The following is a 14328-nucleotide window of genomic DNA, read 5'->3' on the forward strand; positions in this document are numbered from 1 at the left end:
CGCACATGCGAACCCATCGCATGTTCCTTGGGCGGGTCGCGCTCCCTGGCGCCCCGCACTTGTGCTTTTCTCTAGAAGCGCATTTCAATTCCCAATGTCACGGTGCGTCCCGGTGCCAATGTGCGCGCCAGAGCGTCGGAGTAGCCCTCGACGTACATTCGGTTTGTCAGGTTCTCGACCGCCGCCATCAGCTTGACGTTGTCGCTCGCTTGATAGCTGGCATACCAATCCCAAGTTGAGTACTTGAACCAAACCTGGGAGCCGCCATCGTCGCGGTTGTACCAACCATCGCCGCTATAGTTGAGGCGAACGCCTGTATCCAACTTGCGCTCCAACAGCCGCATTCCAATGAGCAACATTCCCTTGTCCACGGGCTTTGCGACGGCACTGTTGAAAACGAAGTTGCCGCACGCGACTCGACTGTCGGCCCAGGATCGCCAAGAGTCATATCCACTCGCCCTCGCCTTCAGGCGTTCCGGCGTCTCGGTGCCGTCTTCGTTGGGTTGATCAAATTTATTGGGACCAGATCCGAGGAAATAGAGATCCTCACAAAATTTGTTAGGCCCACCGAGATAATGGGTATAGCTCCATCCGCCATACAGCCAACCGGCCTCGTAGCGTCCCTCCAACTCAAGCCCGCGAAATCGCGTCAGCGTGCGGTTGTTCACGAACGCGGTGATACCGAGTCCCATCGGTACATCCATATTCAAGCCTGGAAGGTTGTTGCTTAATGACGAAACCAAATAATTGTCGGCGCGGGTATCGAAATAGCCGAGCTTGAGCGAAAGGCGGTCGCCATCCAGAGCCACGTCGTGGAAGATCGTATTTGCACCAACTTCCCAGGTCCGAGATGTCTCGGGTTCTGCATTCGGATTCGGATAGATGGTGGCAAAGCCGTCTCCTGGATGTCCTCCCCGCATCAACGATTCATTTATCGCTGGCGGACGCCATGACTTGCCCCAACTGCCGTAAAGTTCTAGCCAGCCTGTCGGACGCACCGCTGCGGACAGGGAAGGCAATAGCTTGCCGGCACTGCGATCAACTTCGTAGTCGTAGTCGGCAGGTCGCTCCACCCATCGCGGCGCGTGCCGCCAATCTTCCGCATACTTAGTGTGGAGAGTGTTTACCTGCATCGGCTTACCCCGCTTTGAATGGTAGACAGGGTTGGATTCCCACCAGGCAGCGAGTCCAGCCTCATCACCCGCCACCGCCAATCGGCAGGCCTTCTCGTAGACTGCTGCTTTGTCGGGGAAACCAGTATTCACTCCGCCTTGGCCGCAGACGGTTTGCTCGAAACGAGCAAGCCTCGACTCATAGACACTCTTTGTTCCTCCGGGCAGCTGGGTCTCTCCCTTGAGCCTATAACTCTCGTAGCGCAGGCTGGCCGATACGGTATAGAAATCGTTCTGTAGCGTGAGATCGGTGAAGACACTGCCCATGCTGCGCCGGCCCTGCGGATTGAGAAGACTCTGACCCGTCGTACCGATGGGAACGACATCCCTGCCCTTGTAGGCCCATCGGGTTTTCGAGATAGCTCGATCGCTGAAATATTCGGCACCATAATTGACGCTGAGCAGGGTTTCGGCTCCGAGATTGAATTGCGACGTATTGGTTAGCAGTACGCCCTGCGTCTTGGTGCGAATCTGATTGTTCCGTCCCGCCCCGTATTGCCGACAGATATCCCGTGCGTACCCCGTCCTGTTCGGGTCTTCGCATGTTCCCTTGTCCCAATACTCATCGACATGTTCCCGTACATCCGCTGGGTCGAGGACGAGTCCATGAACCGTTCGTGGATATGTGGGATTCGTGTAATTGCTCACACGGGTATCGACCCCATAGAGCTTGATGTTCAAGTCAATCCATGTGCTGCCCTCCGGCGCCAACCGATAGTCCAAGGAGTAGCTATCAGATTGCGCCCGAGAGATACCCAGTTTTCTCCATGGAGACCCATTTTCTTGTAGCGTGTTGCTGGCATCGCCAACGTATGAGTAATCAACGCGTGTTCCGACATAGTTGAATTGAACCGACTGCGCTTTATTCAACTGCCAACGGGACTTGAACAGATAGGATTCCTGCGTCTGTCCGGAAAATTTCACATCGTTGTATTCGGCTTTGACTCCTTTGCTAAGGAATGCCGTATTCGAATCGTCATCAGCCCCTTTGTGAGTACCAATTCGATAATCGCCAACGGATCGTCGGGAGATCGCCGCCAAGACTTGCAGATGTTCGCCGGCGCTAGCCGCGCCAGCGGCGCTTCCCAGAAAATTGACGCCGTTCCCCTGGTGGCCTGCGCCAGACGTAGCGCGCAACCGCAAGCCGATATCCCTGCCCTCGCGCAGCACATCCCCAAAGTCCAACGTCCGAAAATCCACGCTCCCCGCCATCGCACCGGTGCCATGCACCCCACGCACCACGCCCCGCTCCACCTCCACCTCGGACAGCAATTCCGAATCGACATACATTTCTCCATTGCGCTGCATGTGCCCGTTCCGCACGAAGTCCTGGCGCATGCCGTCGATCATCATGTTGACGCGGCCGAAGTCCTGCATGCCGCGGATGTTGATCGACAGGCCGGGGTTCTGGCGGTTGACGGCGCTGGCGACGCCGGGGGTGTCCTGGATGAGTTCGGCGGCGTGGCGGACCGGCACGCGGTCCATTTCTTCACGCGTGACGATGCTGACGGCGCGGGGGGCTTGATAGACGCGCTCGTTGACATCGTTGCCGCGCACCACAACGGGCGCCATCGAGTACACCCGCGCACGCGCGCCAGGACCGTTGTCGACCAGTTGCACATTCGGACGCACAGCGCCCGCGGTCCGGCGATAGCGGTAGCCGATGGGACTGTTTCCCAGCAACCGGGCCAGGCCGGTCTCGACGTTGAAGCTGCCCTTGAGGGCGACACTGGTGTAGGCCGAGAGATCGACGTCGTTCATGTACAGGTCGACGCCTGCCTGACGCGCGAATGCCAGCACGGCCTGCGCCATCGCTTGCGCCGGGATGTCGAAGACAAACGTCCGCTGACGCTCATCGTCCTTCCGATCGGCAGGCGCCGAGATGCCTGAGGCACGCTCCTGCGTTTGCGCGACTGACACGCAAGGTAGCGCCAATGCGCCTGCAGCCAGCATGCGACCCGCAACACGGAACTTCACCTGTCTTATCTTCACTTTCGTCTCTGGTTTCAGCCGATGCAAACGCGCATCATTACCATTAACGATTGAGAATCGAACTACAGTAAAAAAAGTTCGGAAAAGACAGTTGCCAGAGGGAGAGCGGTGCGGGTGCGTCCTGACTTCGTCTTACTCGGGGCCCGACGATGGCGGCGCGCTCACCGCGATTGGATCGTGCGGTCGGCACGCGAAAGGGTGTCGAATACAAATCAGCGTTTGTTTTTCCGCTTTACAAACCAGGCTTTGTAAAGCGGAACTCGACACTCAAGAAATCGACGCTTTTCAGTACAGCACCGTCACCCCCGGCAGCCGCAACCGCCCAAGCTGCATCTCGCCACATAGCGTGGCCAATGCGCCGTCGAGGTTATCAAGATGGAACAGCGCGTTCACCGGCCTGTGCGCCGCGGCGCGGTTCGCCAGGATCAGCCGGTCCGGCCGGAAATCGCCGATGCGTTGCAGGACCTGCTCCAGGGGTTCGCCTTCGAAGATGAGATAGCCGTCGGCCCAGGCGGCCCCGCGCGCGGGCGCGACGGCGCTACGCTCGATGCCATGGGCGTGGCTGAAAGTGGCGCTGTCGCCCGCCGCCAGCACCGCGCGCGCATCGCCCGATGCGGGCGCGCGATCCAGCGCCACCTCGACACGATGCTGCAACACGCCGATCCAGCCATGCCCGGCATCGCGGCGACGCACGGCATAGCGCGTGCCCAGCGCGGTCATGCCGCCGCCGGCGGTTGCCACCACGAATCTGCGCGGTTCGTCCGTACCCGTGGGCGCAGGCGCAAACACCGCTTCGCCGCGCAGCAGCCGTACGCGGCGCGTCGTGGCATCGTATTCCACGTCGAGCGCGCTGTTGCTGCCCAACAGCACGTGGCTGCCATCCGGGAGATCGAAGGAGCGGATTTCGCCGACCGCGCTGCGGTAGTCGGCCAACCAGGGCGCCACGGCATCCGGAGCACCGGCCGCGCCGGCGACCACCAACGCCACACCGGCCATCACGACCGCGCGGCGCCACGGCGCCATGGGTCCCGACCGCCACCACGACGCAACACAGGCACGCCAATGCGAGCGGCGCGGCCGAGGCACCGGCTGTGCGAACAACGGCAGGCCGCGGCACTCCCCCGCCAATGCCCAGACCCTCTCGGCATCGGCCAGGGCCGGGCCGTGGCGCGCGTCGCGCGCCAGCCAGCGGTCCAGCCGGTGTTGTTCGGCCGGCGCAAGCGTGCCGGCGGCCAGGCGCAACGCCCACTGGCTGGCCTGCCGGCGCAGGCGTCGTTCGCGGCAGGGGCGGCTCAAGGAGTACATGATGGGATCTTCATAAACAAGATAAACGGCCCAGCCACGAAATACAGTAAAAAAAGTCGCGGATGCGGGCGTTCAAGGGTCGTCTCCCAAGCGTTCGCGCATCAGGTCCAACGCCATCGCCAGGTGCTTCTGCACCGAGCTGGGAGAGATATCCAGGTAGCGGGCCGCCTCCGCGTGGCTCAGGCCCTCGACGCGGCAAAGCTGGAATATTTGCCGCGTGCGCACGGGCAGCTCCGCCAGGGTGGCGGCCAGCCGCGCCAGTTGCCGGCGGACGTGCACGTGTACGTCGGGCGCGGTGCGCAGGTCGCGCATATTTTCCAGGAGGTCGTCCGACACAGCATCGGTGTGGGACTGGTGATGATTGCGGCGATGGTCGATCAGCAGGCGGTTGGCGATGGCGTACAGATAGGCCAGCACGTTGTCGGACGGCAGCTCGTCTTCCTGCGCGACGATGCGGGCGAAGCACTCCTGCACCAGATCGGCGCTGAGCTCGGCTTCGCCGGTTTTCAGGAACAGGTAACGGCGCAGCCGCTCGGCATGGGCGGCATACAGGCGCTCGACATCAGGTTGGGGCGCCACTTGCTCGTCGCCGGGGATCTACTCACTCGTGATGAGCGTCATTGATGATTGAGCAAGAGACTAGCACCGATAAGGCGCCCTGCCGGTAGCGACGGCATATGGATTGGTCGGAGATTTTTCCGGGGCTGGCATTGCCGGCGGACGCCGCGCGCCGCTTGCCGGGGTCGCCCATTGTTGGGCGGCGTGCTGCGCTACGTGGCGGCGTCGCGCGGCTTGGCGGGCGCGCCCTGCACCTTCCATCCCAGTTCCGCCGAGATGCGCGCCGCCGCCTCCTTGACCACGTCGACCATGTCGCGCATGCGCTCCAGCGACATGTACGGCACCGTGCTGGACACGCTGATCGCGGCGACGATGCCGCTTGAAGCGTCGCGCACCGGCGCCGCCACGCAGCGGATCGACGGCTCGTTGTCTTCCAGGTCGAAGGCATAGCCGTTGGCGGCGTAGTCGCGCATGCGGTCGCGGAAGGCTTCCCAGGTCTGGCGGCCGCCCGGCGCGCGCGACGACACCGGCGCGCCGACGCGATGCAGCGCCTTCCATTGCGGTTCGTCGGCATCCAGCAGAAGCGCCTTGCCGACGCCGGTGGCGGCCAAGGGCATGCGGTGGCCGACGCGCGAACGCATCTCCAGGCCCTTCTTGCCGGGGATCTTTTCCAGATACAGCACTTCGTCGTTGTCGCGCACCGCCAGATGGATGGTGTCGCCGGTCTCGGCGGCCAGGCCGTCCAGGTACGGCCGCGCCAGCGTCGCCATGGGGAAGGCTTCGCGCGCCTGGAAGCCGAGTTCGATCAGCTTGGGGCCCAGCACGTAGCCGACGCCAGGCAGCGAGCGCAGGTAGCGCTCCTGCACCAGGCAGCTGGCGAGCCGGTGCGTGGTGCTGCGCGCCACGCCGATGTGGGCGCAGATGTCCTTGAGGTCGCGCGCGCCCGCAGCAACGGCCTGGATCACCCCCAGTCCGCGCATCAGGGTCTGCGTGCCGGCGGGCGCCGCCGCGTCGGGATCGTAGGCGGGAGAGACGGTCGAAGAATCGGGCATGGACAAGGCTGGCGCTGGGAGTCGGATATGGGGAGCGGGAATCGAAGCGCATTCCCTATATATGGGATTTAATTCTATATTTTGAGATTTTTCAAGCGCTGATCTAGAATTTTTCCCAGCCCCGACTGGCGCCGCTCCGGCGCCATCGCGGGCTTGACGACAACAAGGCCGGCCAGGTCCTGCAAGCCCGCGAATGACGCGCCCTTTGCGCGCCCTCGCCCGCAGCGTGCCGCCGCCCCGAGACGAGACAGATTCTGATGACAACCGGATCGCCTGCCCGCGCGGCCCTCATAGCGCTGGACTGGGGCACCTCTTCGTTGCGCGCCTACCGCCTGGATGGCGCCGGCCGCACGCTCGATACCCGCCACCTGCCGTGGGGCATCATGCGCCTGCCGCAACCCTTGCAGGACGGCGCCGCCACCCCGAGCGGCCAATCGGGTTTTGAACTGGCTTTCGAACAGGCCTGCGGCGATTGGCTGCGAGCCGAACCGCAGCTGCCGGTGATCGCCTGCGGCATGGTCGGCAGCGCGCAGGGCTGGCAAGAAGCCGCCTACCTCGACGTGCCGGTCGACCTGGCACACATCGGCACCCTGCTGACGCGCGTCGAGCGCAACGGCGCCACGCCGGTGCACATCGTGCCCGGCCTGATCCAGCGCCACGGACTGCCCAACGTGATGCGCGGCGAAGAAACGCAGGTCTTCGGCGTGCTATTCGACCAGGCCGGCGACCCCGCCGACAGCGTGCTGATCGGCCTGCCCGGCACCCATTCGAAATGGGTCAACGCGCGCCGCGGCCAGGTCACCCACTTCGATACCTTCATGACCGGCGAGGTCTATGCCGCGCTGCGCGGCCACACCATCCTGGGCCGCACCATGGTCGAGGCGCCGGCGTCCGACATGGCGGCCTTCGAGCGCGGCCTGAAAGTGGCCGGCGTGCCGGCCGGCCGCGCCGGCGTGCTGTCGACCATCTTCAGCACCCGCGCGCTGGGGCTGACCGGCGAGCTGGCCGGCGTGTCGCAGGCCGACTACCTGTCGGGCCTGCTGATCGGCCATGAAATTTCCGCGCTGGCCGACATGCTGCGCCTGCAGGGCGACCAGCCGCGCATCGTGCTGTGCGGCGACGATGCGCTGTGCCAGCGCTACATCCTGGCGTTGCGGCACTACGGCCTGGGCACGCCGCAACTGGCGCAACACGCCACCGAACGCGGCCTCTGGCATCTGGCCGTCAGCGCCGGGCTGGTGCCCGCCGCGCCTTCTTCCGAGACCACACCATGACCCATACCGGACTGCAAACCGCCATGGCCCGTTGCGGCCTGATCGCCATCCTGCGTGGCATCACGCCCGCCGAGGCCGTACCCATCGGGCGCGCGCTGTACGACGCGGGCTTTCGCCTGATCGAAGTGCCGCTGAATTCGCCCGAACCGCTGGCCAGCATCCGCGCCATGCGCGACGCGCTGCCGGCCGACTGCCTGGTGGGCGCCGGCACGGTGCTGGATCCCGATGACGTGGCCCGCATCAAGGACGCCGGCGGCGAGCTGATCGTCATGCCGCACAGCGACCTGGCCGTGGTGCGCGCGGCCAAGGCCGCCGGCCTGGCTTCGTGCCCCGGCGTGGCCACGCCGACCGAAGCCTTCGCCGCGCTGGCCGCCGGCGCCGACGTGCTCAAGATGTTCCCCGCCGAACAGCTCGGCCCGGCCGTGCTCAAGGCCTGGCGCGCGGTGATGCGTCCGCCGATCGCGCTGGTGCCGGTGGGCGGCATCACGCCCGACAACCTTTCCACCTACGCCCAGGCGGGCGCCAGCGGCTTCGGCCTGGGCTCCGCCTTGTACAAACCCGGCCTCACGGCCAACGAAGTCGGCCAGAACGCGCGCGCTTTCATCGCCGCCTGGCAACGCGCCTATCCCGCCCAGGAGACCCAAGCATGAAGATCACCAAGCTCACTACCTACATCGTGCCGCCGCGGTGGTGCTTCCTGAAGATAGAGACCGACGCCGGCATCGTCGGCTGGGGTGAACCGGTAGTGGAAGGCCGCGCCCACTCGGTGGCCGCCGCCGTCGAGGAACTGTCGGACTACCTGATCGGCAAGGACCCGCGCAACATCGAGGACCACTGGACCGTGCTGTACCGCGGCGGCTTCTACCGCGGCGGCGCCATCCACATGAGCGCGCTGGCCGGCATCGACCAGGCGCTGTGGGACATCAAGGGCAAGGACCTGGGCGTGCCGGTGTCGCAACTGCTGGGCGGCAACGTGCGTGACCGCATCCGCGTGTACTCGTGGATCGGCGGCGATCGTCCTGCCGACACCGCCGCGGCCGCCAAGGGCGCGGTCGAGCGCGGCTTCACCGCCGTCAAGATGAACGGCACCGAAGAACTGCAGTACATCGATTCGTTCGACAAGGTCGAGAAGTGCCTGGAGAACGTGGCCGCCGTGCGCGATGCGGTCGGCCCCAACGTCGGCATCGGCGTGGACTTCCACGGCCGTGTGCACAAGCCGATGGCCAAGGTGCTGATGAAGGAGCTGGACCCGTTCAAGCTGATGTTCATCGAAGAGCCGGTGCTGAGCGAACACTACGAGGCGCTGAAGGAACTGGCGCCGCTGACGTCCACGCCGATCGCGCTGGGCGAGCGCCTGTTCTCGCGCTGGGACTTCAAGCGCGTCCTGGCCGACGGCTACGTCGACATCATCCAGCCGGACCCGTCGCATGCCGGCGGCATCACCGAAACGCGCAAGATCGCCGCCATGGCCGAGGCCTACGACGTGGCGCTGGCGCTGCACTGCCCGCTGGGCCCGATCGCGCTGGCCACCTGCCTGCAGATCGACGCCGGTTGCTACAACGCCTTCATCCAGGAACAGAGCCTGGGCATCCACTACAACGCCGCCAACGACCTGCTGGACTACGTCAGCAACCGCGAAGTGTTCGCCTACGAGAACGGCATGGTCGCGATTCCGCAGGGCCCCGGCCTGGGCATCGAGGTCAACGAGGAATACGTGAAAGAACGCGCGGCGGTGGGCCACCGCTGGCGCAACCCGATCTGGCGCCACGCCGACGGCAGCTTCGCCGAGTGGTAAGCCGGTAGAAAAAAGCGAAAGAGGAGACCCCCTTGACCACCGCCACCCACCCGGGCCTGCAAAGCGCCCAGCGGCCGACGCGCAGCCGCTATCTCATCATGGTGATGCTGTTCATCACCGTCGTCATCAACTACCTGGACCGCAGCAACCTGTCCATCGCCGCGCCCGCGCTCAAGGACGAGTTCGGCCTGGACACGGTGCACGAAGGGCTGATACTGTCGGCGTTCGGCTGGACCTACGCCGCCATGCAGATCCCCGGCGGCTGGCTGGTGGACCGCGTGTCGCCGCGCGTGCTGTACGCGGCCGCGCTGATCCTGTGGTCGGCGGCGACGTTCTTCATGGGCTTTGCCGGCAGCTTCGTGATCCTGTTCGTGCTGCGCCTGGCGGTGGGCGCGCTGGAAGCGCCCGCCTATCCGATCAACAACCGCGTCGTCACGACCTGGTTCCCGGAAAAGGAACGCGCCACCGCCATCGGCTTCTACACCTCGGGCCAGTTCGTCGGCTTGGCGTTCCTGACGCCGGTGCTGGCCTGGCTGCAGCACCATTACGGCTGGCACATGGTGTTCGTCAGCACCGGCCTGCTGGGCATCGTCTGGGGCGTGCTGTGGTACCTGATCTACCGTGAACCGCGCCAGTTCAAGGGCGCCAATGCGGCCGAGATCGAGCTTATCCAGAAAGGCGGCGGCGTCGTGGACCTGGACAAACGTGTGACCGAGAAGAAGGCGCCGTTCAACTGGAACGACCTGGGCCTGGTGATGAGCCAGCGCAAGCTGTGGGGTGTGTACCTGGGCCAGTTCTGCCTGACCTCGACGCTGTGGTTCTTCCTGACGTGGTTCCCCACCTATCTGGTGAAGTACCGCGGCATGGACTTCATCAAGTCGGGCTTCCTGGCGTCGGTGCCGTTCCTGGCGGCATTCATCGGCGTGCTGTGCTCGGGCGTGCTGTCGGACTTCCTGATCCGCCGCGGCGCCACCGTGGGCCTGGCGCGCAAGCTGCCCATTATCCTGGGCCTGCTGATCTCGACGTCGATGATCGGCGCCAATTTCACCGACTCGACGCCATGGGTGATCTTCTTCCTGGCGGTGGCTTTCTTCGGCAATGGCCTGGCGTCGATCACGTGGTCGCTGGTGTCGGCGCTGGCGCCGGTGCGGCTGCTGGGGCTGACCGGCGGGGTGTTCAATTTCGTGGGCAACCTGTCGTCGATCTGCACGCCGATCGTGATCGGCTTCCTGGTGTCGAAGGACAGTTTCGCGCCGGCCATCGTGTACGTGTCGTCGCTGGCGCTGCTGGGCGCGCTGTCGTACATCCTGCTGGTGGGCAAGGTGGAGCGGATCGAGGCCTGATCCGCACGCACCGCCGCAGCCAATGCGAAGGGCGCCCACGTGGGCGCCCTTCTGCTTTGGGTTGTCGTTTTTGCCGGAGTTCCGCGCGAGAATGGCGATATAATCACGTTATGTTATATCATATCTAACGATAGTCATTCCCACTGGAGTCCGGAAGGCCTGCCCAGGCGTCATCCGCGCTCCGCCCCCTCCCCTTGATTTCCCGGCATCTTCGGACGAAGAAGGACTTGCAGTGCTCGAAGCCATCGGCCTGACCAAACGCTACGGCGACCAGATCGCGCTCCACCCGCTGGATTTGCGTATCGAGCCGGGCGAGATCTACTGCCTGCTGGGCGCCAATGGCGCCGGCAAGACCACCACCATCAACCTGTTCCTGAACTTCATCGCCCCCGACGGCGGCCAGGCGCTGATCCATGGGCTGGACGTGACGCGTGAACCGCTCGCCAGCAAGCGCCACGTGGCCTACATCCCCGAACAGGTGAACCTGTACGGCACCCTGAGCGGGCTGGAAAACCTGCGCTACTTCGCCGCGCTGGCGCTGGGCGAGGCGCCGCCGCGCGCCAGGCTGCTGGAACTGCTGGCGGAAGTCGGGCTGGACCCGGCCGCGGCCGACAAGCGCGTGGCCGCCTATTCCAAGGGCATGCGGCAAAAGGTGTGGATCGCCGTGGCCCTGGCCAAGGACGCGCGCGCGCTGCTGCTGGACGAGCCCACCTCGGGGCTGGACCCGTCGGCCGCCGCCGAGTTCACCCGCCTGCTGCAACGCGCCGCCGAACGCGGCGTGGCCATCCTGGCCACCACCCACGACCTGTTCCATGCGCGTCAGACCGCCACCCGCGTCGGCATCATGAAACGCGGCCGGCTGGTCGAAAACCTCGACGCCCGGCAGATCGGCGACGTCGATCTGCAGGCCTTGTACCTGGCGCACATGAGGACCGAGGCATGATCCTCCTGATCGCCCTCAAGGACCTGCGCGAACGGCTGCGCGACGGCCGGCTCTACTGGGCCGGCGGCATCGTCGCGGTGCTGCTGATGACGGCGCTGGCCGTGGGCTACCTGCATCAGCAGGAGGCCCGCGCCGAACAGGCCGCGGCCCAGAACACCGATTACAGCGACTGGCTCAAGCAGGGCGCGCGCCATCCGCACGATGCCGCCCACCAGGGCATGCACGTCTTCAAGCCCGACACCACGCTGGCGCTGCTCGATCCCGGCATCAATCCGTATATCGGCAGCACCGTGTGGCTGCAGGCGCACCGCCAGAGCGAGGTGAAATTCCGCCCGGCGCAGGACGCCACCGGCCTGCAGCGCTTCGGCGACCTGTCGGCCGCCTGGATCCTGCAGGCGCTGGGGCCGCTGCTGGTGATCGTGCTGGGCTTCAACGCCTTCTCGGGCGAACGCGAACAGGGCATCCTGCGCCAGACGCTGAGCCTGGGCGTGGCGCCTTGGCGCCTGCTGTGGGGCAAGGCCACTGCGCTGGCGCTGAGCCTTGGCCTGCTGCTGGCGCCGGCCGCGCTGGCCGCCATCGTGGCGGTGTGGCTGGCGGGCGGCCGGGCCGATGCGCTGTGGCGCTTCGGCGTGCTGGCCGGCGGCTACGCGGTGTACCTGGCCGCGTTCATCTTCGTCACGCTGGGGGTGTCGGCCGCCGCCCGCTCCTCGCGCGTGGCCATCACGGTGCTGCTGGCGTTGTGGATCGCCAATACGGTGATCGCCCCGCGCGTCATGGCCGAGCTGTCCCGCGGACTCTATCCCAGCCCCACCCGCCTCGAATTCAACCAGGCCTTGCAGGATGACCTGAAGGCCACGTCGGACCGCGTCTGGATGCAGGCCTTCGGCACGACCGAGCGCTGGAGCCGCGACGTGCCGCTGAACCAATGGGGTCTGGCGCTCAAGCTCGACGACCAGTCCAGCTACGCGGTCTACGACCGCCATTTCGGCCACCTGTGGGACACCTGGGAACGGCAGCAGGCCGTGCAGGAATCGGCCGGCTGGCTGATGCCGCTGCTGGCGGTGCGCGCCCTGTCCGCCGCCATGGCCGGCACCGACTTTGCTCACCACCGCGATTTCACCACCGCCGCCGAACAACAGCGCCGCGTGATCCAGGACATCGTCAGCGCCGACCTGGTGGCGCACGCCGACACGCTGGAACACCAGCATTTCTCGTACCAGGCCAATCCGTCGCTGTGGGCGCGCGTGCCGCCCTTCCGCTACCAGCCGCCCGCGGCCGGCTGGGCATTGCACCAGGCGCGCCTGAGCCTGTTGATGCTGGCCGCCGCGCTGCTGCTGAGCGTGGCCTTCGCCTGGCGCGCCGTGGCCCGCCAGACCGCCCTGTAGGAGACTTCCGGTGCACGATACGCAATTTGGCCGCTTCGGGATGGTCCTGCGGCACGAACTCCGCCTGCTGACGCGCGAGCGCGCGCTGTGGCTGTGCGGCCTGTTGTTCCTGCTGCTGGTGGGCTACGCGGTCTTCAACGGCCTGCTGCAGACGTCGCAGCGAGACGAGGCCCAGGCCGCGCTGGCGCGCGCCGATGCGCACAACCGCGCCAGCCAGCTGGCGCAGCTGCAGCGCATCATGGACGGCAGCGAGGCCCCGACGCCGTTCGGCAACCCCGCCAGCCCCGCCAACATGGGCGGCGGCCTGGGCGCGCACTACGCCATCATGCCGAGCGTGCCGCTGGCGCCGGTGGCGCTGGGCCAGACCGACCTGTTCCCGTCGCAATTCAAGGTGACCTACGACAGCAAGGTCAACTTCATCCACAACAACGACATCGAGAACCCCTGGCACCTGCTCAGCGGGCATTTCGACCTGGCGTTCGTGGTGGTCTACCTGCTGCCGCTGCTGATCTTCGCGCTCGGGCACAACCTGCTGTCCGGCGAAAAGGAAGACGGCACGCTGCGCTTGCTGCTGTCGCAGCCGCTGTCGCTGCTGACCCTGATCAGCGGCAAGGTGGTCCTGCGCGCGGCGGTGCTGTTGGGCGCCGCGGTGCTGCTGCCGGTGGCCGCCCTGCTGATCGCCCGCCCCCAGGCGTTGCAGGCGGCCAGCGCCACGCTGTGGTGGGCGCTGCTGGTCGGCGCCTACGCGCTGTTCTGGTTCGCGGCGGTGGTCGCGGTCAACGCCTTTGGCAAGTCTTCCGCCGCCAACGCCATGATCCTGATGGTCAGCTGGGTGCTGCTGGTCCTGGTGGTGCCGGTGCTGCTCAACCTGGTGGCCGCCTACGCCAGCCCGGCGCCGTCGCGCGCCGAACTGGCCACCCGCACCCGCGTGGCCACGGCGCTGGCCATGCGCGACCACGCCGCCCTGCTGTCGACCGACTACGAGCACATGGACAAGCCCGACGCCCTGATTCCACGCGATGGCCGCCTGGAAATCACCGGCCGCCCGCTGGGCCACGCCCGCGTCGAGCGCCAGGTGGATGCGGCAATGCAACCGGAGCTGGACCGCTTCGACGCGCAGATGGCGCGCCAGCAGGCTCTGGTGGCGCGCTACAGCGTGCTGTCGCCAGCGGCGGTCGCCTTTGAAGGCATCACCGCGCTGGCCGGCACCGGCCAACGCCGCCACGCGCATTTCATGCGGCAGATCGACGCCTACCACCGCGCCTGGAAGGACTTCTTCCTGCCCCGCATCGAAGCCAGCCGCGCCATCACGCCCGCGGACTTCGCCGCCATGCCGGTATTCCAGTGGCGGGAAGAGGATCCCGCCGCCGTCCGCGCCCGGGCCGCACGCGCGCTGCTGCAACTGCTGGTGCCCGCGGCGCTGCTGCTGGCCCTGGCCGGCTGGCGCCTGCGCCGCTACCGCGTGGTCTAGAGACAGGTTTTTCACCCCCCATCGAGTTTCGGGAAAGC

11 protein-coding genes are annotated in these 14328 nt (G+C 66.0%); 7 read left to right on the plus strand and 4 right to left on the minus strand.

Features of this window, described 5'->3' with window-relative positions; genetic code table 11:
- Positions 1–71: 71 nt before the first annotated feature.
- From AC6CR5_RS17360 to AC6CR5_RS17375, 4 genes are all read right to left on the minus strand, one after another.
- Positions 72–3149 carry a TonB-dependent hemoglobin/transferrin/lactoferrin family receptor gene (locus AC6CR5_RS17360; protein ID WP_498084759.1) on the minus strand — a complete coding sequence of 1026 codons (3078 nt, stop codon included), beginning with the start codon at positions 3147–3149 and terminating at the stop codon, positions 72–74.
- 300 nt (positions 3150–3449) lie between these two features.
- Positions 3450–4469, minus strand: a complete 1020-nt coding sequence (locus AC6CR5_RS17365) for a FecR family protein (protein WP_054442601.1) — start codon at positions 4467–4469, stop codon at positions 3450–3452.
- Positions 4470–4541: 72 nt separating this feature from the next.
- Positions 4542–5048: an RNA polymerase sigma factor gene (locus AC6CR5_RS17370; RefSeq protein ID WP_006385736.1), complete on the minus strand. Its 507-nt coding sequence runs from the start codon at positions 5046–5048 to the stop codon at positions 4542–4544.
- 191 nt (positions 5049–5239) lie between these two features.
- Positions 5240–6079: an IclR family transcriptional regulator gene (locus AC6CR5_RS17375; RefSeq protein ID WP_054439240.1), complete on the minus strand. Its 840-nt coding sequence runs from the start codon at positions 6077–6079 to the stop codon at positions 5240–5242.
- 257 nt (positions 6080–6336) lie between these two features.
- Between AC6CR5_RS17375 and AC6CR5_RS17380 the strand changes: the two genes are divergently transcribed.
- The 7 genes from AC6CR5_RS17380 (at position 6337) to AC6CR5_RS17410 (ending at position 14290) form a co-directional block, all read left to right on the plus strand.
- Positions 6337–7353, plus strand: coding sequence for a 2-dehydro-3-deoxygalactonokinase (locus AC6CR5_RS17380; protein ID WP_498084760.1), 1017 nt, complete (start codon positions 6337–6339; stop codon positions 7351–7353).
- The gene (locus tag AC6CR5_RS17385) at positions 7350–8003 is read left to right on the plus strand and encodes a 2-dehydro-3-deoxy-6-phosphogalactonate aldolase (protein ID WP_054446754.1); all 654 of its coding nucleotides are present in this window, start codon (positions 7350–7352) and stop codon (positions 8001–8003) included. Before AC6CR5_RS17380 ends, AC6CR5_RS17385 begins: the two co-directional genes overlap by 4 nt.
- Positions 8000–9148: a galactonate dehydratase gene (dgoD, locus tag AC6CR5_RS17390; protein ID WP_006391563.1), complete on the plus strand. Its 1149-nt coding sequence runs from the start codon at positions 8000–8002 to the stop codon at positions 9146–9148. Before AC6CR5_RS17385 ends, dgoD begins: the two co-directional genes overlap by 4 nt.
- Positions 9149–9180: 32 nt before the next feature.
- The gene (locus AC6CR5_RS17395; RefSeq protein WP_024070516.1) at positions 9181–10491 is read left to right on the plus strand and encodes an MFS transporter; all 1311 of its coding nucleotides are present in this window, start codon (positions 9181–9183) and stop codon (positions 10489–10491) included.
- A gap of 232 nt (positions 10492–10723) precedes the next feature.
- Positions 10724–11434: an ABC transporter ATP-binding protein gene (locus AC6CR5_RS17400; protein ID WP_006385730.1), complete on the plus strand. Its 711-nt coding sequence runs from the start codon at positions 10724–10726 to the stop codon at positions 11432–11434.
- Positions 11431–12819 (plus strand): ABC transporter permease subunit, encoded by a 1389-nt coding sequence (locus AC6CR5_RS17405; protein ID WP_006385729.1) that lies wholly within the window; start codon positions 11431–11433, stop codon positions 12817–12819. Before AC6CR5_RS17400 ends, AC6CR5_RS17405 begins: the two co-directional genes overlap by 4 nt.
- 10 nt (positions 12820–12829) lie before the next feature.
- Positions 12830–14290, plus strand: coding sequence for an ABC transporter permease subunit (locus tag AC6CR5_RS17410; RefSeq protein WP_498084761.1), 1461 nt, complete (start codon positions 12830–12832; stop codon positions 14288–14290).
- Positions 14291–14328 lie beyond the last annotated feature (38 nt).

Source organism: Achromobacter sp. EG18, from assembly GCF_059759395.1.